General features: G+C 35.6%; 26 protein-coding genes. 1 reads left to right on the top strand and 25 read right to left on the bottom strand.

Features of this window, described 5'->3' with window-relative positions; translation table 11 throughout:
* Positions 1-61: 61 nt before the first annotated feature.
* The 16 genes from CN288_RS18720 to metG all read right to left on the bottom strand — a co-directional run bounded on the left by CN288_RS18720 (position 62) and on the right by metG (position 14,312).
* Positions 62-286, bottom strand: a complete 225-nt coding sequence (locus CN288_RS18720; protein ID WP_026593115.1) for an anti-sigma-F factor Fin family protein — start codon at positions 284-286, stop codon at positions 62-64.
* A gap of 70 nt (positions 287-356) precedes the next feature.
* Entirely contained in the window at positions 357-917 is a 561-nt protein-coding gene (gene pth, locus CN288_RS18715; protein WP_090694635.1) for an aminoacyl-tRNA hydrolase, read from the bottom strand.
* Between the two features lie 72 nt (positions 918-989).
* The gene (locus tag CN288_RS18710) at positions 990-1,943 is read right to left on the bottom strand and encodes a ribose-phosphate diphosphokinase (RefSeq protein WP_000107420.1); all 954 of its coding nucleotides are present in this window, start codon (positions 1,941-1,943) and stop codon (positions 990-992) included.
* Positions 1,944-1,961: 18 nt separating this feature from the next.
* Positions 1,962-3,341 carry a bifunctional UDP-N-acetylglucosamine diphosphorylase/glucosamine-1-phosphate N-acetyltransferase GlmU gene (gene glmU, locus CN288_RS18705; protein WP_026593113.1) on the bottom strand — a complete coding sequence of 460 codons (1,380 nt, stop codon included), beginning with the start codon at positions 3,339-3,341 and terminating at the stop codon, positions 1,962-1,964.
* Between the two features lie 313 nt (positions 3,342-3,654).
* The gene (gene spoVG, locus CN288_RS18700; protein WP_000454042.1) at positions 3,655-3,948 is read right to left on the bottom strand and encodes a septation regulator SpoVG; all 294 of its coding nucleotides are present in this window, start codon (positions 3,946-3,948) and stop codon (positions 3,655-3,657) included.
* Between the two features lie 152 nt (positions 3,949-4,100).
* Complete coding sequence (locus CN288_RS18695) at positions 4,101-4,475, bottom strand: RidA family protein (RefSeq protein ID WP_026593112.1); 375 nt, start codon at positions 4,473-4,475, stop codon at positions 4,101-4,103.
* 204 nt (positions 4,476-4,679) lie between these two features.
* Positions 4,680-5,528 carry a pur operon repressor gene (gene purR, locus CN288_RS18690; protein WP_026593111.1) on the bottom strand — a complete coding sequence of 283 codons (849 nt, stop codon included), beginning with the start codon at positions 5,526-5,528 and terminating at the stop codon, positions 4,680-4,682.
* Positions 5,529-5,582: 54 nt separating this feature from the next.
* The gene (ispE, locus tag CN288_RS18685; protein ID WP_139265610.1) at positions 5,583-6,452 is read right to left on the bottom strand and encodes a 4-(cytidine 5'-diphospho)-2-C-methyl-D-erythritol kinase; all 870 of its coding nucleotides are present in this window, start codon (positions 6,450-6,452) and stop codon (positions 5,583-5,585) included.
* A 196-nt stretch (positions 6,453-6,648) separates the two neighbouring features.
* Complete coding sequence (gene sspF, locus CN288_RS18680) at positions 6,649-6,828, bottom strand: acid-soluble spore protein SspF (RefSeq protein WP_016116903.1); 180 nt, start codon at positions 6,826-6,828, stop codon at positions 6,649-6,651.
* A 92-nt stretch (positions 6,829-6,920) separates the two neighbouring features.
* The gene (veg, locus tag CN288_RS18675; RefSeq protein ID WP_026593109.1) at positions 6,921-7,184 is read right to left on the bottom strand and encodes a biofilm formation stimulator Veg; all 264 of its coding nucleotides are present in this window, start codon (positions 7,182-7,184) and stop codon (positions 6,921-6,923) included.
* A gap of 265 nt (positions 7,185-7,449) precedes the next feature.
* A complete protein-coding gene (gene yabG / locus CN288_RS18670; RefSeq protein ID WP_098302828.1) occupies positions 7,450-8,313 on the bottom strand; it encodes a sporulation peptidase YabG in 864 nt (287 codons plus the stop codon).
* A 111-nt stretch (positions 8,314-8,424) separates the two neighbouring features.
* Positions 8,425-9,300, bottom strand: coding sequence for a 16S rRNA (adenine(1518)-N(6)/adenine(1519)-N(6))-dimethyltransferase RsmA (gene rsmA, locus CN288_RS18665; protein WP_026593107.1), 876 nt, complete (start codon positions 9,298-9,300; stop codon positions 8,425-8,427).
* On the bottom strand, positions 9,297-9,854 hold the full coding sequence (rnmV, locus tag CN288_RS18660; protein WP_026593106.1) for a ribonuclease M5: 558 nt from the start codon (positions 9,852-9,854) through the stop codon (positions 9,297-9,299). Before rnmV ends, rsmA begins: the two co-directional genes overlap by 4 nt.
* Positions 9,855-9,977: 123 nt before the next feature.
* Positions 9,978-11,207, bottom strand: coding sequence for a G5 and 3D domain-containing protein (locus CN288_RS18655; protein ID WP_098302827.1), 1,230 nt, complete (start codon positions 11,205-11,207; stop codon positions 9,978-9,980).
* Positions 11,208-11,355: 148 nt separating this feature from the next.
* Positions 11,356-12,123 carry a TatD family hydrolase gene (locus tag CN288_RS18650; protein WP_098302826.1) on the bottom strand — a complete coding sequence of 256 codons (768 nt, stop codon included), beginning with the start codon at positions 12,121-12,123 and terminating at the stop codon, positions 11,356-11,358.
* Between the two features lie 179 nt (positions 12,124-12,302).
* On the bottom strand, positions 12,303-14,312 hold the full coding sequence (gene metG / locus CN288_RS18645; RefSeq protein ID WP_255260005.1) for a methionine--tRNA ligase: 2,010 nt from the start codon (positions 14,310-14,312) through the stop codon (positions 12,303-12,305).
* 336 nt (positions 14,313-14,648) lie between these two features.
* Between metG and CN288_RS18640 the strand changes: the two genes are divergently transcribed.
* Positions 14,649-14,933, top strand: coding sequence for an AbrB/MazE/SpoVT family DNA-binding domain-containing protein (locus tag CN288_RS18640; protein WP_026593102.1), 285 nt, complete (start codon positions 14,649-14,651; stop codon positions 14,931-14,933).
* Between the two features lie 20 nt (positions 14,934-14,953).
* Here the strand turns inward: CN288_RS18640 and rsmI are convergent, their stop codons facing one another.
* From rsmI to CN288_RS18595, 9 genes are all read right to left on the bottom strand, one after another.
* Positions 14,954-15,829, bottom strand: a complete 876-nt coding sequence (gene rsmI, locus CN288_RS18635; RefSeq protein ID WP_026593101.1) for a 16S rRNA (cytidine(1402)-2'-O)-methyltransferase — start codon at positions 15,827-15,829, stop codon at positions 14,954-14,956.
* Positions 15,798-16,088 carry a GIY-YIG nuclease family protein gene (locus CN288_RS18630; protein ID WP_026593100.1) on the bottom strand — a complete coding sequence of 97 codons (291 nt, stop codon included), beginning with the start codon at positions 16,086-16,088 and terminating at the stop codon, positions 15,798-15,800. Before CN288_RS18630 ends, rsmI begins: the two co-directional genes overlap by 32 nt.
* Positions 16,075-16,815 carry a tRNA1(Val) (adenine(37)-N6)-methyltransferase gene (locus tag CN288_RS18625; protein ID WP_098302824.1) on the bottom strand — a complete coding sequence of 247 codons (741 nt, stop codon included), beginning with the start codon at positions 16,813-16,815 and terminating at the stop codon, positions 16,075-16,077. Before CN288_RS18625 ends, CN288_RS18630 begins: the two co-directional genes overlap by 14 nt.
* A gap of 130 nt (positions 16,816-16,945) precedes the next feature.
* Complete coding sequence (yabA, locus tag CN288_RS18620) at positions 16,946-17,296, bottom strand: DNA replication initiation control protein YabA (protein ID WP_000412052.1); 351 nt, start codon at positions 17,294-17,296, stop codon at positions 16,946-16,948.
* A 14-nt stretch (positions 17,297-17,310) separates the two neighbouring features.
* Positions 17,311-18,138: a PSP1 domain-containing protein gene (locus tag CN288_RS18615; protein ID WP_003194202.1), complete on the bottom strand. Its 828-nt coding sequence runs from the start codon at positions 18,136-18,138 to the stop codon at positions 17,311-17,313.
* A 5-nt stretch (positions 18,139-18,143) separates the two neighbouring features.
* Entirely contained in the window at positions 18,144-19,127 is a 984-nt protein-coding gene (holB, locus tag CN288_RS18610; protein WP_090694655.1) for a DNA polymerase III subunit delta', read from the bottom strand.
* Between the two features lie 35 nt (positions 19,128-19,162).
* Entirely contained in the window at positions 19,163-19,789 is a 627-nt protein-coding gene (gene tmk / locus CN288_RS18605; RefSeq protein ID WP_026593097.1) for a dTMP kinase, read from the bottom strand.
* A 1-nt stretch (position 19,790) separates the two neighbouring features.
* Positions 19,791-21,212 (bottom strand): aminotransferase class I/II-fold pyridoxal phosphate-dependent enzyme, encoded by a 1,422-nt coding sequence (locus CN288_RS18600; protein ID WP_098302823.1) that lies wholly within the window; start codon positions 21,210-21,212, stop codon positions 19,791-19,793.
* Positions 21,213-21,294: 82 nt separating this feature from the next.
* Positions 21,295-21,474: a sigma factor G inhibitor Gin gene (locus CN288_RS18595; protein WP_026593095.1), complete on the bottom strand. Its 180-nt coding sequence runs from the start codon at positions 21,472-21,474 to the stop codon at positions 21,295-21,297.
* Between the last annotated feature and the right edge of the window lie 230 nt (positions 21,475-21,704).

Raw genomic sequence — 21,704 nt, 5'->3', positions numbered from 1 at the left:
TGCAAATATTTTGGAAAAAGAAAACAGAAAAATGCTTTGGGCATGCCAAAGCGACAACATTTTATTGCAAAAATTTTTCATACTCATAATATTCCGGATAAGATGAGAGCGTTTCTTGGCACGACTCACAGATTGTTTTTATATGTATATTTCCATTTTCATGAAAATGAATCATATCCAATCGTTCTTGCTCTGTTAGTTGAAATAAAACTTTGCTGTATACCTTTTCTGCCGTAATGGAACCCACTTTACCCCCACAATGTCTACAGTAATAATGTCCTTCCATACTATCCTCCTAAGTGTACAATTACTACTAGTATGGATAAAAACATCGCAAAATATTCCAAATTAGAACATTAACCGTTAAAAGTATTCATAATTTGAAGAAATGGTTTCTTTAACCACTCTTCACATGCATCCGCAGCTTTTTCAATAGAATGATTTACCTCTGGCAGCTCTTCTGCTGTAAAACGTCCTAATACATAGTCCACTACTTTCATGCCATTTTTCGGACGATCAACCCCCATACGAATACGTTGAAACTCTTGTGTTCCTAAATGAGAAATTGTCGATTTCACACCATTATGACCGCCTGCACTACCTTTCATACGAAGACGCAATTTACCTACTGGAATATCCAAATCATCGTACATGACAACAAAATCTTCCACATCAATTTTATAGTAATCCATAAGCGGACGGATACTTTCTCCAGATAAATTCATATACGTCAACGGCTTTAATAAAATTACTTTTTCACCATTAACAAACCCTGAACCATACATACCTTTAAACTTTTGTTCATTTAAAGAAATACCCCAGCGCTTCGCAAGTTCATCAATTCCCATAAATCCGATATTATGCCTTGTTAATTCATATTCTCTACCTGGGTTCCCAAGTCCTACTATTAATTTCATTCTTGTACCACTACTTTCTTTTTACGATACGAAAAGACGTAACCAAATTTGGTTACGTCTCATTCTATCCAATTAATTGAATAATACACTCACAGATTCTTCTTCATAAACGCGAATGATTGCTTCTCCGATTAATGGAGCAACAGAAAGCTCGTGTACTTTGTCAATTTTCTTCTCTTCTGGTAATACGATAGAGTTTGTAACAACTAACTCTTTAATATTTGAATTTTGAATACGCTCAATTGCTGGACCAGATAAAACTGGGTGTGTACAGCAAGCATATACTTCAGAAGCACCGTTCTCAACAAGAGCGTTTGCTGCTAATGTAATTGTACCAGCTGTATCAATGATGTCATCAATTAAAATTGCTGTCTTACCTTCAATGTTACCAATGATATTCATAACTTCCGATACATTCGGACGTGGGCGGCGTTTATCAATAATAGCGATTGGCGCTTTTAGGCGGTCCGCCATTTTTCTTGCACGTGTTACACCACCGTGGTCAGGAGATACGATTACGATATCTTTAAGACCTTTTGTCTCAAAGTAATCAGAAAGAATCGGTACACCCATTAAGTGGTCGATTGGAATATCAAAGAAACCTTGAATTTGTGGAGCATGTAAATCTAGAGTGATTACACGAGTTGCACCTGCTGTTTCAAGCAAGTTTGCTACAAGTTTTGACGTAATTGGTTCACGAGAACGCGCTTTACGGTCTTGACGCGCATAACCATAGTAAGGAATAACGATATTAATTGTTTTTGCAGATGCACGTTTTAATGCATCAATCATAATAAGTAATTCCATGATATGTTCGTTTACTGGGAAGCTTGTAGATTGAATAATGAATACATCGCAACCACGAATACTTTCTTCAATGTTAATTTGAACTTCTCCATCACTAAAACGGTCAACAGAACACTTTCCTAGCCCTACTCCAATATGCTTTGCAATTTGCTCAGCAAGTTCCTTATTAGAGTTTAAAGAGAATACTTTCAAATTAGAATTTAGATATTGAGTCGACATCTAGATTAACCCTCCACATTATGATTTTTTCTTATTCAGCAATTGATCAACATAGTCTTCTTTGTTAACTTGACGTGCACGTGCAATCGATAATGCTTTTGATGGAACAGTCTCAGTAATTGTAGATCCTGCCGCAACATAAGCACCATCTTCAACTGTTACAGGAGCAACAAGGTTTGAATTACAACCAATAAATACGCCGTCTCCAATAACCGTTTTAAATTTATTCTTACCATCGTAGTTCACCGTAATTGAACCACACCCAAGATTCACGTCTTCTCCAACTTGTGCATCCCCAATATAGCTTAAGTGTGAAGCCTTACTTCTATTACCAAAAACAGTCTTTTTAATTTCCACGAAGTTTCCAACGCGAACTTCGTCCCCAATAACTGAATCTGGGCGAATATGTGCAAATGGGCCAACTGAAACTTCCGTACCAATCTTACTATCATGTACAGTAGATTGACGAATTGTTGTTTGGTTTCCAATTTCACTATCGCGTATTACTGTATGTGGACCAATTTCACAATCAGAACCAATTACAGTTTTGCCCTCAATAATCGTTCCTGGATGAAGAACTGTATCACTGCCAATTATTGCATCCGCAGAAATATATGTGTTACTTGGGTCGATAATTGTAACACCATTTACCATATTTTTTTGGTTGATACGTTTTTTCATAATCATTTCCGCTTGCGATAGAGCGACTCTGTCATTAACACCTAATGTTTCATCGAAATGCTCTGTTTGATAAGCTGATACAATATGACCTTCATTTTTCAAAATTTCAATAACATCCGGAAGGTAGTATTCACCTTGTACGTTATCATTTGAAACTTTAGAAAGTGAAGCAAATAGTGCTTTATTATCAAAACAATACGTACCTGTATTAATTTCTTTAATAGATAGCTCTACTTCATTTGCATCTTTATGCTCAACGATTTTTTCAACATGGCCATTTTCATTACGAACAATACGGCCATATCCAGCAGGCTCTTCTATGTATGCTGTTAACACCGTTGCTTTCGCCCCTGCTTCTTCATGATGCTTTAACAATGCTTCCATTGTTTCCGCCGTTATAAGCGGTGTATCGCCACAAATAACTAAAGTTGTTCCTTCTTCATTTGCAAGTACATCAGCAGCTTGATCAACAGCATGTGCTGTACCAAGTTGTTCTGCTTGTAATGCAAATTCACTTACGTTCCCTAGTTGTTCTTGTACTTTTTCAGCACCATGTCCAACTACTGTTACAAGTTTCTGCAATCCTAATTGAGATACTTGATCCACTACATGCTGTACCATTGGTTTTCCGCATACAGGATGAAGCACTTTGTATAGCTTGGACTTCATACGTGTGCCTTTACCTGCAGCTAGAATCACTGCAAATCTGTTTGACATATAGACCCTCCATCGCAACCTATTTATCCATTAAAGATATTATCCTAAATCACTATATATTTCAAGAAACACAGCATAACTATTAAATTTTACCATACTTCTTGGAAGATGTTTTACTCTTTAGTATCTTTTTTAGGAAATAAGCTATACTATTTCGAATGACTTTAAAGAAAGTAGGGGGTTACATATAACGCGGCAATAGTGAAGCTTTAATGTCAAACTAAATAATAAAAAACAAACTCCTGTAAGTGTTTACAGGAGTTTGTTACAAAATTATAGAGCTCTTTTTATTAGAGCCCTTTTTATTCGAATTTTACGAAGCTCCAGCTTCTTCAAACTCAACTTCTTCTAACTCGCCTAAACGGTGATACTCCGTTAAAACCGCATCTTGAATTTTTGAGCGTGTGTTAGAATTAATTGGATGCGCAATATCACGGAACTCTCCATCTGGAGTACGTTTACTTGGCATTGCTACAAATAATCCATTATTGCCATCAATTACACGAATATCATGAACAACAAATTCATGGTCTAGGGTAATAGAGGCAATCGCTCTCATACGGCCTTCTGTGTTTACGCGGCGTAATCTTACGTCAGTCACTTCCATCTTGTGTTCACCACCCTTTTCTAAATAAGCGATATGTTTGTATAAATTCCACAAATTTTCTATTTTCCCTTTAATTTTTTAAAAATTTTTAAGATAAAAATTTTTAATTTAGTGGAATATAAGAATTAACAGACGTTATCGCTTACAAAGCTTTATTTTACAAGGGCAATTACTTCAATTTCGACAGAAACATCTTTCGGTAATTTTGCAACCTGCACACAAGAACGAGCTGGTTTATGTGCAGAAAAATACGTTCCATATACTTCATTTACATCATTAAAATCATTCATATCTTTTAAAAATACAGTTGTTTTTACAACTGTATCAAATGATGCACCGGCTTCTTCTAATACAGCCTGTAAATTTTGAAATACTTGCTCTGTTTGTACCTTTACATCACCTGTTACAAGTTCTCCACCTGCAGTTAATGGAATTTGTCCTGAGCTATAAAACATATTATTCACGATAATTCCTTGTGAATATGGGCCGATTGCTTGTGGTGCCTGATTTGTTTGAACTACTTTCATATTTTCTCATCCTTTTACTATTTTATTTTCTTTGAATAAAAACGCATCGGAAATTTTCTTCCCACACAAACTCAATTCATCCCATCTAAATATAGTTAGGATGACCTGTGCTAATGGGCGTTAAGACTTTCATAATCCTAAAAAGACTTAACGTCCACTAGCACTTTCATTTATGAAAAAAGATAAAGCCTATGCTTTACCTTTTTATTCAGCTTCTACAAGCCCTTCGTTAAATGGTACAAGTGAATAATTTCCTTTTTCCACCTGAATTGTTTTTTCTTTAACATCTACTTCGGATAAACGAATTAAAGAAACAAAGTTATTAATAAGTCTTTCTTCAATATCTGTTGATTCTACTAACACGCCAATCCCAACAACATTAGCATTAAACTCCTCTAGCATGCTAATCATGCCTTGAATTGTTCCTCCAGCCTTCATAAAGTCATCGACAATTAAAACATTAGCACCTTCTGGAAGACTACGTTTTGCTAAAGTCATTGTTTGAATGCGCTTAGATGAACCTGATACATAGTTAATACTAACTGTTGGTCCTTCTGTTACCTTATTATCTTTTCTTGCAATTACCACAGGTACATCTAAATAATTTGCTACCGCATATGCAAGTGGAATTCCTTTTGTTGCTACCGTCATAACAGCATCAATCGGTTGTCTCGCAAATACAGAAGCAAATAGGCGACCTGCCCCATTAATATAACGTGGATTACTTAAAAGATCTGTCATATATAAGTATCCACCTGGAAGGATACGATCTGGATTCTCAAACAAGCTACAAAGCTCATTAATAATCAGACTTGCTTCTTCCTCACTTATATATGGAATATATTTCACTCCTCCTGCTGCCCCTGGTATCGTTTGCAATGTGCCGACTCCTTGTTGCTCAAACGTTTGCTTAATAATAACTAAATCTTCACTAATGGAAGATTTAGCTGATTGATACCGTTCAGCAAAAAAAGTGAGAGAAACTAACTGACGAGGATTCTGCAATAAATAATAAGTCATATCAACTAGTCTTGTACTCCGTCTAATTTTCACACTCTCACCCCAAATCACGAATATTCTAAACAAATCATAACGTATTATACGTCTTTATTCAAGCGTTTCTCGCTCTCCTAATAGACGTACTGCGTATACTTGTTCACAGAATCCTTTTAACCCATTATAAATACGATGCATACGTGAATCATGATGTACTAATCCAAATACAGTTGGTCCACTACCACTCATTAAAACTGCATCTGCACCAAAACGTTTCATCTGTGCCTTAATACGCGCAACTTCAGGGTGCATCTTAAACGTCACGTCTTCTAGTACATTTCCAACAGCACCACAAATTCCTTTGTAGTCACCACTATTAATGCATTCAACCATCTGCTCTACATCTGGATGTGTAACACGATTTAATTGTAAATTCCCGTACACGTCAGCGGTAGATACACCAATATGAGGCTTCGCTAAAATAACCCAACAAGAAGGAGGCGTCTTTATATGCTCAATCTTTTCTCCTCTTCCTGTAGCAATCGCTGTTCCGCCATATACACAAAAGGATACATCTGATCCAATTTCTGCCCCAAGTTCCGCTAATTCATCTATTGTTAGGCCTAAACTCCATAACTTATTAAGTCCTCTTAATGTAGCAGCCGCATCACTGCTTCCACCAGCTAACCCCGCTGCTACTGGAATTGTTTTTTCAATAGCAATAGATACCCCTTGCTTCACCTTAAATTTTTCTTTTAATAATTTCGCAGCTTGATAAGCTAAATTACGCTGGTCGTCTGGGACATACCGATTATGGGATACAATTTCAATCCGGTCTTCTGATAACTCCGTTAACTCTAAACGATCTGCTAAATCGATTGTTGTCATAATCATTTTTACTTCATGATAGCCGTCTTGTCTTTTCCCTAGTACATCTAACGACAGATTAATCTTTGCTGGTGCTTTCACTAGTAGTTTCAACCTATTCACCCACTCTATGTACTCAATCTTTTATCGTTTATTTTACCATAAATTTATAGTAAGACGATGACACTTCCCTAATTATAACGAAAAGCATTCAGAATGAAACTACTTATGCAAAATGATGATACCTTTTGGCGTACAAAAAGCCGAGGAATTTCTCCTCGGCTCCCGTAGCATAGAAGTTATCTTACAATTACTGGTTTTGTTTCATTAATTGCTGCTGTGCAATTTCAATCGCACGTTTCACCATATTACCAGCATCTTTCGCACGAATTCCGCCCCATCCTTCTTTCTGAACAACATCATAAAATCCAAGCTCTTTTGCAAGCTCTTCTTTAAACTGATTTGACATGACTCCTCTTCGTCTACTCAATGCAGGGTCCCTCCTTATGTTGCTACGGTATAATTAGTATGCAAAAAAACGTCCTTTTTCATTTGTGGTAATATATGTAACATAGTGGGTTGTTATCCTAAAATAACCTCGTTATGGGGATCATCATAAAACGTTAATTCTACTGTCTCTGTTAGAACATCTGCATAGCTATAGGAAACACGCTGCAGTGTATCCTCTTGTTGATCTAACTGGACAACAAAAACAGAACGATATGTTTCTGCTAGTACACCTGATTGTTCCACTGTCTTTCTTCTTCCACTATTCGCCTTTAACATAAGGCGCTTTCCAAGGTGATGATCTAATTCACTTTTAATTTCATCTAAACGTTTTGACATATACTTCGCTACACCTCGCTGTAATTTAGAATGAATACATGATATATCTATCCCGATCATTGCCTATACGTAACGGGCAATTTCTTCGCCAAAACCTAATGCGTTCGAATAGATAGAAGAATTACTATATTGTAAAAGTATCATTGTATAGTCTGTACGTTCTTATCTGTTTTTATCCAAACACTTACAAATTCGCGTTTCAGGAATATTTTTATTAAACAAATCTATATCTCCATAAGAAAAGCAAGGTAAATATATACCTTGCTTACTCTTCATAATATTGAAAAGGTAATCCTGTTCGCAAAAGCCCCCGGGTCTCAATACCACCAAGACCTTTTTGTCCAGTAATCGTATTTCGAACAACATCCCATACATTTACGCGTTCCATAAAAGAAGTAAAACTAATTTTCCCCACTACATATACTGGATCTAATGCATGAATATTAATGCGCGATGGCGAACTAGCAAAATTAGCACCAGCTCGAATTAAAGCTTCAAAATGAGACTGACACGCTCCAGCAAAAATAACAAGCTGGTCTAAAGAGGGATATTTTTTTCTTACTTCTCGAACGGCCTGTACAAAATGCCTAGAATGACGATAAGCTGCTAAATCTCCCATAACTCCTTTAGATTTTGTATATGCATCATGACCCGTAATTACCAAAATATCTGGACGGAAATGATCGATTAACTCAACTACCTTTTCATGCATTTCTGTTTCTTTACAATGTATCCCTTGCACAGGAACACCTATCTTTGTATATAAATCTAAACATTTCCGTAAATATAATGGATCTCCATCTATATGCAAAACCCTACCCGGCATTTGAAAATAATTGACTTCACTCGTATATCCACCTGTAGAATTGTGTTCATGACGTTGTTTCATCAAGACATAATCTTGTTGAAACAAACGGTATGTTTGCTCCATCGTTTCCTTTTCACGCTTTGCTCTTTTCTTATACTCCCTCTGATCAATGCTAATTAAATCTTCAAGTGGCGCATCTGCCACAAGCCTAACTTCTTCTCCAAATAATATTGCAACTTCACCTTTTATTTCTATAATGCGAAAAAGAATGTCTCGGTTATAAGATTGTCGTTCCACTAAGTCTCCAACATGCACAGCCATTATCCTACCTCCAAACTCATTAGGCCATCTCACTAACCACGTTCTGTTTTTAACGTATGAATTTAGAGTGAAAAGGGTGACAAAAAGGACAGCTCGAATCGAGCTGTCCTTTTATTGTTTATAAGAGACTAACGCATTACTCAGCGTTGCAAACTCTTCAATTGATAATGTCTCGCCTCTGCGTTTCGGATCAATGCCTACTTCCGTTAAAATACGATCTAATAACTCTTTATCCTTCGGGAAACCATTCAAATTATTTGATAAGTTATTCATCAACGTTTTACGACGTTGTGCAAAGCTTGCTCTTACTACTTCGAAGAAAAACTTCTCGTCTTTCACTTCAACAATTGGCTTTGGACGTTTTAAAAGACGAATAACTGCGGAATCTACATTTGGTTGTGGTACAAATACAGTGCGTGGAACGGTCATAACTGTTTCTACCTCTGTATAATATTGAATCGCAATAGATAAAGAACCGTAGTCTTTCGTTCCTGGTCTAGCTGCCAAACGATCTCCTACTTCTTTTTGCATCATAACAACAAATCCGCGAACTGGTAATTTTTCTTCCAATAATTTAAACAAAATTGGTGTTGTGACGTAGTATGGTAAATTTGCTACTACCATTACGTCTTGTCCTTCTTCAAACTGCTCCCCGAACACTTCATGTACATCTGCTTTTAAAACATCTTTATTAATTACAGTTACATTACCATAAGGAGCTAATGTTTCATCTAGAATGGGTAATAGTCGTTGATCGATTTCAAAAGCTACTACCTTCTTAGCACGTTTTGCTAACTGCTCTGTTAAAGCTCCAATACCAGGGCCAATTTCAATCGCTCCGCTCTCCGGATCAATTTCCGCATAATCCACAATACGATTTAATACATTTGTATCGATTAAGAAATTTTGTCCTAAACTCTTTTTGAATGAAAACCCGTACTTTTCAACAATGTCTTTCGTACGATTCGGTGTTGCGATATCCTTCATTTCTTTTCCTCCTGTAATACTTGTTTATATGCTTCCGCAAATGCTTCTTTTGAAACTTGAAACATTTGTAAACGTTTATGTAACTGCTTTGCATTTGTATAACCAATCTTTAATAGCTTGCCCATCTTTTCCCTACGACTTTTTGCCTGTTCTCCGCCCACTAGACCAGCATCTACTAAGTCACTCCAACTAATTTCGCTCATATAAGCTTCCATTTCCTCATGAATATTTTCTAAAGCACGTCGAATAGATTCATTGGAAGCATGTTCAATTCCGACTCCTTTTTTTCTTTTTGCAAGCGCCTCTTCTTTCGGTAAGAAAGCATGCTTACAACCCGGCACTTTTTCAGAAATAATTTTCCGAATACGTTCTCCCGGGTAATCAGGATCTGTCAAAATAATAACGCCTCGTTTTTGCTGTGCCAACTTTACCTGCTCAATGACATGATCACCGATTGCTGAACCGTTCGTTTCAATTGTATCTGCATCAACAGCACGCTTAATTGCAACTGTATCATCTTTACCTTCTACAACGATAATCTCTTTAATTTTCATGACTGCCTCCACACTCATTTCGTCTCTACTTAGTAAAACAAAAAAACGAATACTTTTCCATTATTATTTTCCCATTGATACAATTTAAAAAGCAGAGGAGAAAAAATCCTCTGCCTACTCTTCTTATTGTAACACTTTAATCTTTACTTGTTTTCTGCCAAACGAGTATACCTGTGCTTCAGTCGGCATTAACAAATCAATTCGATGCCCTTTTATCGCTCCACCCGTATCTCCAGCCACAGCATATCCATATCCCTCTACCCAGACTTTTGTCCCAAGTGGGATTATACTTGGATCAACGGCAATTAACTTCATATTAGGATTTGCCTTATAATTATATCCACCTGCGCTTATCCCTTGGCAACCACCGCAATTTGGAGAATATGCTGTTGCTTCTACATAGAATTCACGACCTGGAGGTTCTCCCTCAGATTTTGCTTCATTCGTTTCCGTTTTCTGCCCTTCCACTTTCTCTTGCATTACTTCTTGCTTCGTACCAACAGCAACCTTTTGATTCTGCGCCTCTTGTATAATTTCTTCTTTTTGAAGATTTCTTGAAATCTCTTTTCCATTTTCCTTTATGACTTCAAAAGTTTTCTTCTTTTTCCCTGCTATTCCTTCTTGAATCGTTTTCTCTGTCCCAATTGATAAGGAAGCATCCTCTTGTTTCACTTCAGAAAAGGGAATAGGTTCTTCCACTACATCGCTGACTTTTTCTACTCGAATCACTTTTATTGCCATATTTGCTTTTACATTTTCCTCTAAAGCTGGCTCCACCCTATCAAATTCATCCAAGGAAACTTGATGTTCTTTCAAAAAGTCAGCGACAGTAGTCGAAGTTGACCATAGTTGTTGTGATTGATCGCTGCCATGTAATGTAACTGGAAATGCCCTTTGAATCATTACTTTTTGTTTACTACCTAAAGCCTTATGTATAGCTGGATACACTTTATCATATTGCCTAAGTTCTATCTTCTTCTCTTTTAATAATTCTCCTACCGTTTTAGCAGTCGAATATACTTTTTGCTCTTTTCCATCTATAACTATACTAAATGGTTTTGCCTTTTCTATCACAACTTTCATTCCATCAGTAATCTTATTAGAAGATGCAGGATATACTTTATCTTCCTTCGTAACACTAATTTCTTCATCAGATAGTAAATCCTTTACAGTACTTGCATACGTATACACTTCTTTCTTCTTTCCATCTACTTCTACAACAATCTTGTCAATTGTAGCTGCATAAGTAGCTGTTCCAATTGACCCAGAAATAACCAACGCACTTATAACCTTTATTGCAACATTTTTACTTATTCTTAGTCCTCTTAACATCCCTTTCTTATCAAGACTCACAAGAAGATGCCCCCTTTTCCTCAACCAGATTTAAATTTCACTACCTAGCTTGTACTTCTCTCCCACTATTTCTAGTAGCTCTTTTCATTGGAAGATAACGATAGGAGAAGGTATAAAGGAAAAGAATGGGAAGTCCCATTCTTTTCTCTTATTTAACACCAAATAAGGCTTTTGCATTCTCTGTTGTTACTTGTGCAACCTCTTCATATGAAATTCCTTTTAAGTTTGCGATTTCTTCAGCTACAAGTTTGACATAACTTGGTTCATTTCGTTTACCGCGAAATGGATGTGGCGTTAAGTATGGACAATCTGTTTCTATCAATAATTTTTCCATTGGGATTTCCATAGCAACTTCTTTTGGTTTCCTTGCATTTTTGAATGTTACTGGTCCTCCTAATGAGATTAAGAAGTTCATATCAATACATTGCTTCGCTACTTCTACACTACCGCCAAAACAATGCATAATACCTCCTACCTCAGCTGCATTTTCTTCTTCTAAAATATCTATAATATCCTGTGTCGCGTCACGATTATGTATAATGATCGGTAATTTTACTTTCTTAGCTAACTGAATTTGTTTACGGAATACTTCTTTCTGTATTTCTTTTGGAGACTTGTCCCAATGGTAATCTAATCCCATTTCACCAAGAGCAACAACTTTCGGATGAGCAGCTAATTCCTCTAACCAAACTAAATGATCTTCCGTCATATCAATTGCATCAACAGGATGCCAGCCAACTGCTGCATAAATAAAATCATATGTTTCTGCAAGTTCAATGGCCTTCTTTATTGTTATTTCATCAAACCCGACAACAACTGTATATGTAACTCCGGTTTCTTTCATTCTTGCAATGACTTCCTGTAAATCTTCTTCAAATTGCTCTGCATTTAAATGTGAATGTGTATCAAACAACATGACAAATAACTCCTTTTATTTGAAATAAATTCTATCATAGGGGAAAATTACTTTCCTAACAACGTAATGACAACAATATTACAATTTTAATACAAAAAAGGGAATTTCAGAAAGATTTCTAACAAGAAAAAAGATGCTCCACGAATGTTACACGTGAAACACCTCTTACATTGTCAAGATTACTTGATTTTTGTACCATTTGGTAAATTTTGATCAATTGTTGCTAATGATAATACACCGTTTTCTTCGCCTGCTAAAATCATACCTTGTGATAATTCGCCACGTAATTTCACTGGTTTTAAATTCGTTACACAAATAACTTTTTTCCCTTTTAATTCTTCTGGTGTGTAAAATTTAGCAATTCCAGAAACGACTTGTCGCTTTTCTGTACCTAAATCAAGTTGAATCTTTAGCAGTTTGTCTGCTTTTTTTACAGGCTCTGCTTCTATTACTTCCGCCACACGTAATTCAACTTTAAAGAAATCATCAATTGTGATTTCCTCCGCCTTTGGTTCCTCTTCCTTTTTCTCTTCCACTTTAGGAGCAGAACCTTTCATTTGTTCTTTAATATATTCAACCTCTACTTCTACCTCTAAGCGTGGGAAAATTGGCTGTCCTTTGACTACTTTCGTACCAGCTGGAATACAACCAATCGTAGAAAGACTATTCCAAGATTGATATGCTTCATCTGTAATACCAAGTTGTGTAAAGATTTTGCTTGGCGTTGCTGTCAAGAATGGCATAAGCATAATACCCGTTTGGCGGAGCATTTCTGCAAGGTGTGCCATTGCGGAAGCAAGTTTATCACGATCATTCTCATCTTTCGCTAATACCCAAGGTTGTGTTTCGTCAATATATTTATTCGTACGGCTAACCAATTGCCAAATAGAGCTTAATGCTACTGAAAACTCCATGTTTTCCATTGCTTCTTCTACTTTTTGTAATGTATCCTGTGCAAATGTTACTAACGTTTCATCAAACTCAGTTACATTTTCTTTAAAAGCAGGAATTTCTCCGTTAAAATACTTATCAATCATCGCTACTGTACGATTTAATAAGTTTCCTAAGTCGTTTGCAAGATCGAAATTAATTCGTTCAACAAAACCTTCTGGCGTAAATACACCGTCTGATCCAAATGGAACTTCACGAAGTAAATAATAACGTAATGCATCTAGTCCATAGCGATCAATTAATGTAACAGGATCAACTACATTCCCTTTTGATTTACTCATTTTTCCGTCTTTCATTAAAATCCAACCATGAGCAAATACCTTTTTCGGTAGTGGTAAATCTAGCGCCATTAAAATAATTGGCCAATAAATTGTATGGAAACGAACAATTTCTTTTCCTACTAAATGAACATCCGCTGGCCAATACTTTTTATACTTCTCTTCATTATCTGTTCCATATCCTAGTGCTGTAATATAGTTAGATAATGCATCTACCCATACGTAAATAACGTGTTTTGGGTTACCTGGTACACGAATTCCCCAATCAAAGGAAGTACGAGAAACTGCTAAATCTTCTAATCCTGGTTTAATGAAATTATTAATCATTTCATTTTTGCGTGATTCAGGTTGGATGAATTGTGGGTTTTCTTCATAGAATTGTAACAGTCGATCTACATATTTACCCATTCTAAAGAAGTAAGATTCTTCGCGAACAAGTTCTACAGCATGACCGCTATCTGGGCTTTTTCCGCCAACTACTTTGTCGCCTTCCATAATCGGATCCACAAGTTGATGCTCTGTGTAGAATGTTTCATCCTGTACAGAGTACCATCCTTCATATTCATCAAGATAAATATCACCTTGATCAACAAGTTGTTTAAAAATCTTTTCGACAACTTCTTTATGACGATCTTCGGTTGTACGAATAAAGTCATCATAAGAAATGTCCATTTTCCCCCACAGCTCTTTAATTCCTTCTACAATGTTATCAACATATGCTTGTGGTGTTACTTGTAGTTCTTCTGCTTTCTTTTGAATCTTTTGTCCATGTTCATCAGTACCTGTTAAATAATGAACATCATATCCTTGCATGCGCTTGTAGCGTGCCATTGCATCTCCTGCTACCGTTGTATAAGCATGTCCAATATGAAGCTTTCCGCTTGGATAATAAATTGGAGTAGTAATATAAAAGGTTTTATTTTCCTCTGTCATTGTTTTGAACCTCCCAAATGACCTCATATGTATTTATAAACAGTATATCAAAAACTGACGCATAAAAACGAATTAATGCTCGATTATCTTTATCATCTATTACTCATATCCCAAAAAAATATACAGTTATTTATCTGTAATATTGATAAAATTTAAAAATACAGTAAAATACTTGTGTAATTCTTTCATTTTCTATTATATATAAGAAGTATAAAAATCTATAATTCTTTCATAAAATATAGAATTTAAGAATTGACGGAAATGTAAATGATTGGTATCATATGTTCATAGGGTATTTTGTCGAAAAATGACGAATTAAAATATAGACTCGCGAACTTACAAAATATGAGGAGGATAACGAATATGAAATCTACTGGTATCGTTCGTAAAGTTGATGAATTAGGCCGTGTTGTAATTCCGATTGAATTACGTCGTACATTAGGTATTGCAGAAAAGGATGCTCTTGAGATTTACGTTGATGACGAAAAAATCATCCTAAAAAAATACAAACCAAACATGACTTGCCAAGTAACTGGTGAAGTATCTGATGGTAACCTTTCTTTAGCTGAAGGTAAAATTATTTTAAGCAAAGAAGGCGCTGAACAAGTTTTAAACGAACTTCAACAATATATTCAAGCAGCAAAATAAGCTTCTCAATTATGAGAAGCTTATTTTTTATCGACATGATAGATTTGATATACGTCTCGTTTCGACAAATCTCGATCTTTCGCAACTTTTTTAATTGCATCCTTTGAAGGCATTCCTTGATCGTTTATGTAATGCTCGATATGATCGTATACTGATATAGCTTCCCACCATTGTTCCTCTACAGCAGCTTCCTCTTTTGACCCGGATACTAATATACAAAATTCACCACGAACTTCATTTTGTTTTGTCCATTCAATCGCTTCTTCTACCGATCCACGAATAAATTCTTCAAATTTCTTTGTTAACTCTCGGCACAATACAATCTCTCTATTTCCAAGTACTTCTTTCATAGAAATTAGCGTATCATCTAACCGATGTGGCGCTTCATAAAACATCATTGTAGTTGGAACATAGCGAAGTTTTTCTAATTCCGCTTTACGTTCTTTTTTATTTCTTTGTAAAAATCCATAAAAGTAGAAATGTCTCGTTTCTAATCCTGATGCAATTAAAGCTGTAAGGGCAGCGTTTGCCCCAGGAAGTGGAATAACATGATATTGCTCCTCTACAGCTGCCACAACAATGTCGTAACCTGGATCAGAAATACATGGCATACCTGCATCACTTACAAGAGCTACTGTTTTTCCATCTTCTAGCTTATCTAAAATTTTCTGTCCGCTTACTTCCTTATTATGCTCATGGTAACTCATAACTGGTGTTTCAATTTCAAAATAGTTACAAAGCTTTTTCGTCTGCCGCGTATCTTCAGCAGCAATGATATCAGCCTCTTTCAATATCCGAATTGAGCGAAACGTCATATCTTCTAAATTCCCAATAGGTGTTGGAACTAAATATAAAACTCCCTTTTCATTTGCTTGAAAGCTTTTTTGCTGCCACATAGCGTTCTCCTTTTTGCATATATGCTTCTTTTTCTTTTCGCATTAACTGTTTAAAATGATATTCAGCTTGCATAGCTGTCCTTTTCTCTTCATGAACCTCTACATATTTTAAAGTGACAGGAAGCCTAGCACGAGTATAACGAGCTCCCTTACCACTATTATGAGTTTGAATCCGTTTCTCTAAATTATTTGTATATCCTGCGTAATAACTTCTATCTGCACATTCCACTACATAAAAATAATGTTTATTCTTCTCCATATAAAATCGAACGAAGCTCCTTTGTATACTCATTATTTTTCTCATACACAAAAAGAGGCGGTAAAATTTTTAAATCTGCATTTCCATCTTTAATTCCTTCTATCAATAGCGTATTTGCTTCTTTTCCCGCCTTTGGATATACAAACTGCATACGTTTCGGTTCAATCTTATACTTCCTCATTAGTGTTACAATATCAAGTAATCGACCTGGGCGATGAACAAACGCTACCTTACCACCTTGCTTTACAAGCTGACTACTAGCATATACGACATCCTCTAATGTACACATAATTTCATGACGAGCTATTGCTAAATGCTCGTTAATGTTTTTCTCAGATGCCTTTGGCGTTTGAAAATATGGCGGATTACATGTTACCACATCGTATTGATGGCGCCCCAGCCGCTCTGGCATATCCTTTAAGTCTCCATGAATTAACTGAATTCTTTCTTCTAGCTTGTTATACTGGATGCTCCTTATTCCCATATCATACAAGCGTTCTTGAATTTCTACTCCTGTAATATTTCCTTTCGTTCTTGTACTTAATAAAAGCGGAATAACAGCATTTCCTGTACATAAATCAATCAAATTTCCCTTTTGAATCGGAACCCACGCAAAATTTGCAAGTAACACTGCGTCTAAAGAAAAATTAAACACAGATGGACTTTGAATAATTTTCATTTCTTCTGCTAGTAAATAATCTAAACGTTCATCTTCATATAAGTGCATATACAATTTCCTTTCTTATACTTAACCTACCCTATTTGATCCCCTATTCATGTAAAAGTAAGACCCCTTTCATCTTATCTTTACTCTCATGTATAAAAAATTACCTTTCCAATATATTGGAAAGGTAATTTCATTTTTTATTTAAAAATGACAGACAGAATAAACAATCTCCTTCTTTACGTACACTTCCATAATGTAAATTACAAATATGGAAACCTTCTTGATATAGGCGTGCTAAATTATCATAGCCTTCACCAATATCCGTTTTTGGTTTCATTTCTTTTCGTTTTTGAGTTTTTTGTTTTTCCTTATTCTGCACTTCTTCAAAACGACGTCGCAAATTTTCATTTTCCATTTTAATATGTTGGTTTTCTTCAAGTAACTCTGCAAGATGTTGCTTTAATTCTCCCAACTGTTTATATAAATGTCCAATTTGCTCTTCCATACTGGAAACTGCTGCAAAAATATCCTTTTTCTCCACAAGCACCCACCTCATCAATCTGTGGTTTGACTCGAAACGACCCCTTCATTAATTAATTCATCTAACGTATATTCTACTATCCGTTCCTTGTCTACTAGTTCCACTTGAATTAATCTTTCTAAAATATTTAATCCGATGACGCGTCCAAGACCATGCGGTGTTTGTATACGTTGATCTAAATCAGGAAGTTGCTCTTTTGCCGCTTCATACTCGTCATTCTCATATTTTAAGCAACACATTAATCGGCCACATAAGCCAGAAATTTTCGCAGGATTTAATGATAAATTTTGATCCTTTGCCATTTTAATGGATACAGGTTCAAAATCACCTAAAAATGTAGAACAACAAAGCATACGACCACATGGACCAATACCACCAAGCATTTTTGCTTCATCGCGAACACCAATTTGTCTTAGCTCAATTCTTGTCCGGAAAATTGCAGCTAAGTCTTTCACAAGCTCACGAAAGTCAATACGACCATCTGCTGTAAAATAAAAAATGATCTTATTGCGATCAAACGTATACTCTACGTCTACAAGTTTCATATCAAGCTTATGTTCCCCTACCTTTTGTTGACAAACTTGATATGCTTCTTTTGCCGCATGTTTGTTCTCTTCAACAATTGTCCGATCATTTTCATTTGCAATGCGAATAACTTTCTTTAGTGGTAGTACAACATCGTTTTCATCGACTTGTTTCTTTGTAATAACTACTTTCCCATATTCAATACCCCGTACAGTTTCCACGATCACAAATTCATTTTCTGAGATATCGAATTGATTCGGGTCAAAGTAATACACTTTTCCGGCCTTCTTAAAACGAACACCTACTACATCATACAAAACGGTCATCCCTCCTGCAACCGCAACACTAACTGTTCGAACACAAGCTGCGCATTTACATTAGCGTTGATTCTATTTTTTGCTTCTAATATATTAAAAAGAGCTGATACAATGCGCTTTTGAGCGTAGGAGAAAGAATGAAACATCTCCTTTTGATCTTGAAAGACCAAACGATCTTCCTCTCCTAGTTGAACATATAATAAATCCTTATAAATAAGGAGTAACATATCTAAACCTTGTTGTAATTGTTCCTTCTCTCCAAAGTGTTTCCCCCACTTTTCTTGTACAAAAAAAAGAGAGGCTGTATCTTTTTCGAGCGCTTCACATAATTTTATCACTAAAGCTCGTGCTTGTGCAAACCATTCATCATTGCAAAGTAATAATGCTTCCTCAAAACTATTCGTAAGCTGCGAGGCAAGAGTAGATAAAGAAATTGCAATTCCCTCCTCCTGTAATCTCTCAATTAAAGATTCCGTAGAAAGAGGCCTAAATGTAACAACTTGGCAGCGCGATAAAATAGTATTTAAAATTTGGTGGCTTTGTTCAGTAAGTAAAATAGCCGTTGTATCGCTACTTGGTTCTTCTAAAAATTTCAATAAGGTATTAGCAGCATTTGCTGTCATTCGATCTGCGTGCTCAATAATATACACCTTTTTATTTGCCTCTAAACCTGTTTTTGAAAACTCTTCCTGTAAATCATGAATTTGTTGTTTTTTAATAGATAATCCATCTGGTTTTACGACATGTAAATTAGGATGGTTACCCGAATCAATCCGGCGGCAATTCGTACATGTATGACACGGCTCTATACCATCTCTTTGTATACAAAGAAAACTTTTTGCCATTTGAATTGCCGTTTCATATTTTCCGGTTCCTTTTGCACCTTCTAACAAATAAGCGTGGGATATACGCTCTTTTGCAATACTATTCATCAACATTTTTACACCAATGGGCTGTATAGCAGATAGCTGCTCCCACGTCCTTGTCATAATGCATACCTCACTTGTTTTATACTTTCCTTCTATTATAACAACTTATCTTCTATAAGCTGAACAACTTCTTCCACAATCTTTTCCATTGGTTGATCTGCATTCACAACAACTATACGATCTGAGAAACGATCTATAACCTGTAAATAGCCTTCACGTACGCGCTTATGGAAAGTGATGCTTTCCATATCTAAACGATTTACTTCACGATTATCATCTTTTTCAATGCGTGCTAATCCCACTTCAGGCTCAATGTCTAAATAAATCGTCAAGCTAGGCATACAGTCTTCTGTTGCAAACCGATTAATTTCAAATACTTTATCAATACCTAGTCCTCTTGCATAACCTTGATAAGCAAGTGAACTGTCAATAAAACGATCACATAATACAAGATAATTTCTCTCCAAAGCTGGTATAACTTTTTCTACTAAATGCTGTCTACGTGCTGCAGCATATAATAATGCCTCTGTACGTGCTTCCATCATCGTATACTCTTGTTTGTGTAAGATTGCTCGAATCTCTTCTGAAATCGCAATACCACCAGGTTCCCTTGTTGCCATTACTTTTTGTTCTTTCTTTTCAAAGTACGGCAATAACTTTGTAATTAATGTTGATTTACCCGAACCTTCTGGCCCTTCAATTGTTACAAATAATCCCTTCATCCTAAAACCTACTTTCTATATCATACACATTCATATATTGTACATTTCCTTGAAAACGAGCACCGATTTCTTCTAAATAAGAAATTTGTTCTATGTGTGCTGTAGTAATTTTTTCTCCATACATAAGTAATGGAATGCCTGGTGGATATGGAATAACCATATCTGCTGCAATCATCCCAGTAGCTTCTTGTAAAGGTACAACTTTTTTCTTATATTTACCTAGTTGCTTATAAGTAAATGGTAAAGACGAAAAGGCTCCCTTATAAGTATACCGAATAGATGGTATCTTGTCTGTTACCGTATAGTTACCTAATGCTAATCGTATTACTTCTATCGCTTTTATATACTGCTCATTCACTTGCAATGGTAAAATAAATAAAACATTATATGGATCAGCCATTTCTGCATATATACCTATTTTTTCAAATATAGATTGTAATTCATATCCAGATAACTCACAGCGCGTTTGAACTGTAACCTTCAGTTCATCCTGCAAAGGATACTGTAAAACAGCAATTTGTGGAATGCTCTGCAATTCCTTTCTAAATCGCCTCGCAAACTCCACAATTTTATGACAACCTTTCTCTTTCATATTTGCTAATGCAAAGCGAGCTACATCTAGTGAAGCCATAATCGGATAAGACGGACTGCTAGATTGTAACATACTTAAATAAGAGGAAACTTTTTCTTCATGAACTAAATCACTATTGATATGTAAATAAGAACCCATCGTCATAGCGGGTAATGTTTTATGCGCTGAGTGTACCACTATATCAGCACCATATTCTAATGCCGACTTCGGAAATGGCTCTCCTATACAAAAATGGGCTCCATGTGCCTCATCTACTAAAACAGGAATTTTATGTGCGTGTGCACACATAATACTTTCCTTTAAATCAACTCCCATACCATAATAATTAGGATGTGTTAAAATCAATGCCTTTGCTTCTGGATATTGTTTAACAGCCCTCTTAATAACCTCATGCTGAACTCCAACTGGTACACCATATAATTCATCAATCCAAGGCTCTAAAAATACCGGATTCACTCCAGCTAACTTTAAGCCGTTGATAATAGACTTGTGGCAATTTCTTTGCACAAGAACAATATCATTCTCCTCACAACATGATAAAATCATTGTTAAATTTCCAACTGTAGAACCATTAACTAAAAAATGACTCTTTTTCACATTATATACATCAGCCAATAACTGCTGTGCTTCATTTATACATTCAAATGGACTATGCAAATCATCTAATCCTGTTAATTCTGTTACGTCAATAGACAGTACTTCATTAAAACCTGCTTGTGCCTGTTCCGGAAAATTCAAACCATTTTTATGTCCTGGAACATGTAAAGATAAAGGTTTTTTATCTTTAAAATGAATTAATGCTTCATATAACGGTATTTGATTTTGATTCATGTTCATCTCTTCCTTACTTTTCATTCACTACCTATTATACAGAGATATCTGGACAAAAAAAAATAATAGGCATAGTGCCTATTTATGAATATGATATTTGAATTTTTCGCAGTTGTTGTAAATAGTATATATATTTAGGATTATTCGTTTCAGTTTCCACCATGTCCCGTTCACAATCATCACATATAAAATTCATGTGTACATGTATACCATCATTTTTCCTATTTTCACATATAATGCAAACCTCATTTTTTGTCTCCATATGTTTCTCCTTATCACTTTCTTCTAAATGAAAATGATGTAGGATATTTCCCCCTCTCCATTTTGAATTTAAATATGCTTATCCCTATTCCTTGACACTTTTTCGAAAAATATACATCGTTTAGTTATATACATATGATATGAATCTAATTTGGGCAGTGTGTTTGTCACTTACATAATATAATCTTTTTATTATCATCTCACTTTAAAGTACAAAAAAAGCACGAGTCA

The organism is Bacillus sp. AFS023182 (genome assembly GCF_002560575.1).
Classification (GTDB): domain Bacteria; phylum Bacillota; class Bacilli; order Bacillales; family Bacillaceae_G; genus Bacillus_A; species Bacillus_A arachidis.
The sequence above is the reverse complement of the archived record's forward strand: the minus strand, read 5'-3'. Positions and strand labels throughout refer to the sequence as shown.

Coding starts and splice junctions, on each gene's coding strand:
- CN288_RS18600 (WP_098302823.1), bottom strand. CDS start 21,212: ATGAATCAAAATCAAATACCGTTATATGAAGCATTAATTCATTTTAAA.
- CN288_RS18710 (WP_000107420.1), bottom strand. CDS start 1,943: ATGTCGACTCAATATCTAAATTCTAATTTGAAAGTATTCTCTTTAAAC.
- CN288_RS18625 (WP_098302824.1), bottom strand. CDS start 16,815: ATGCACTTATATGAAGATGAACGTTTAGATTATTTACTAGCAGAAGAA.
- rnmV (WP_026593106.1), bottom strand. CDS start 9,854: ATGAAAATTAAAGAGATTATCGTTGTAGAAGGTAAAGATGATACAGTT.
- CN288_RS18720 (WP_026593115.1), bottom strand. CDS start 286: ATGGAAGGACATTATTACTGTAGACATTGTGGGGGTAAAGTGGGTTCC.
- rsmI (WP_026593101.1), bottom strand. CDS start 15,829: ATGTGGCAGCAAAAAAGCTTTCAAGCAAATGAAAAGGGAGTTTTATAT.
- CN288_RS18630 (WP_026593100.1), bottom strand. CDS start 16,088: ATGGAGAAGAATAAACATTATTTTTATGTAGTGGAATGTGCAGATAGA.
- metG (WP_255260005.1), bottom strand. CDS start 14,312: ATGAGGTCATTTGGGAGGTTCAAAACAATGACAGAGGAAAATAAAACC.
- rsmA (WP_026593107.1), bottom strand. CDS start 9,300: ATGAAGGATATCGCAACACCGAATCGTACGAAAGACATTGTTGAAAAG.
- veg (WP_026593109.1), bottom strand. CDS start 7,184: ATGTCAAAACGTTTAGATGAAATTAAAAGTGAATTAGATCATCACCTT.
- CN288_RS18695 (WP_026593112.1), bottom strand. CDS start 4,475: ATGAAAGTAGTTCAAACAAATCAGGCACCACAAGCAATCGGCCCATAT.
- tmk (WP_026593097.1), bottom strand. CDS start 19,789: ATGAAGGGATTATTTGTAACAATTGAAGGGCCAGAAGGTTCGGGTAAA.
- pth (WP_090694635.1), bottom strand. CDS start 917: ATGAAATTAATAGTAGGACTTGGGAACCCAGGTAGAGAATATGAATTA.
- glmU (WP_026593113.1), bottom strand. CDS start 3,341: ATGTCAAACAGATTTGCAGTGATTCTAGCTGCAGGTAAAGGCACACGT.
- CN288_RS18595 (WP_026593095.1), bottom strand. CDS start 21,474: ATGGAGACAAAAAATGAGGTTTGCATTATATGTGAAAATAGGAAAAAT.
- spoVG (WP_000454042.1), bottom strand. CDS start 3,948: ATGGAAGTGACTGACGTAAGATTACGCCGCGTAAACACAGAAGGCCGT.
- CN288_RS18640 (WP_026593102.1), top strand. CDS start 14,649: ATGAAATCTACTGGTATCGTTCGTAAAGTTGATGAATTAGGCCGTGTT.
- holB (WP_090694655.1), bottom strand. CDS start 19,127: ATGACAAGGACGTGGGAGCAGCTATCTGCTATACAGCCCATTGGTGTA.
- CN288_RS18650 (WP_098302826.1), bottom strand. CDS start 12,123: ATGTTGTTTGATACACATTCACATTTAAATGCAGAGCAATTTGAAGAA.
- yabG (WP_098302828.1), bottom strand. CDS start 8,313: ATGGCTGTGCATGTTGGAGACTTAGTGGAACGACAATCTTATAACCGA.